The sequence below is a fragment of the Ewingella sp. S1.OA.A_B6 genome (assembly GCF_049889095.1).
In the GTDB taxonomy this organism is placed as follows: domain Bacteria; phylum Pseudomonadota; class Gammaproteobacteria; order Enterobacterales; family Enterobacteriaceae; genus Ewingella.
The window spans coordinates 1-255 of record NZ_JBLJFK010000081.1 but is presented as its reverse complement, the minus strand read 5'-3'; the positions used below and the strand labels follow the sequence as shown (position 1 = coordinate 255).

Here is a 255-nt window from a genome sequence, read left to right as displayed (position 1 = left end):
GCGGTGCTTACGTGCTGAAAGATTGCGACGGCACACCTGACGTGATCCTGATCGCGACCGGTTCTGAAGTGGGTATTACGGTAGAAGCGGCCGATAAACTGGCGGCAGCGGGCACCAAGGTGCGCGTTGTGTCCATGCCGTCAACTGACGCCTTCGACAAGCAGGACGCGGCCTACCGTGAATCTGTGTTGCCGAAAGCGGTGAGCGCCCGCGTAGCGGTAGAAGCGGGTATCGCTGACTACTGGTACAAATACG

General features: G+C 59.2%; 1 protein-coding gene. It reads left to right on the top strand.

Annotation, left to right across the window (positions count from 1 at the left end; all coding sequences use genetic code 11):
* Positions 1–255 (top strand): transketolase-like TK C-terminal-containing protein (locus tag ACMV8I_RS21555; RefSeq protein WP_498867163.1); only part of this gene is annotated, 255 nt, incomplete at both ends.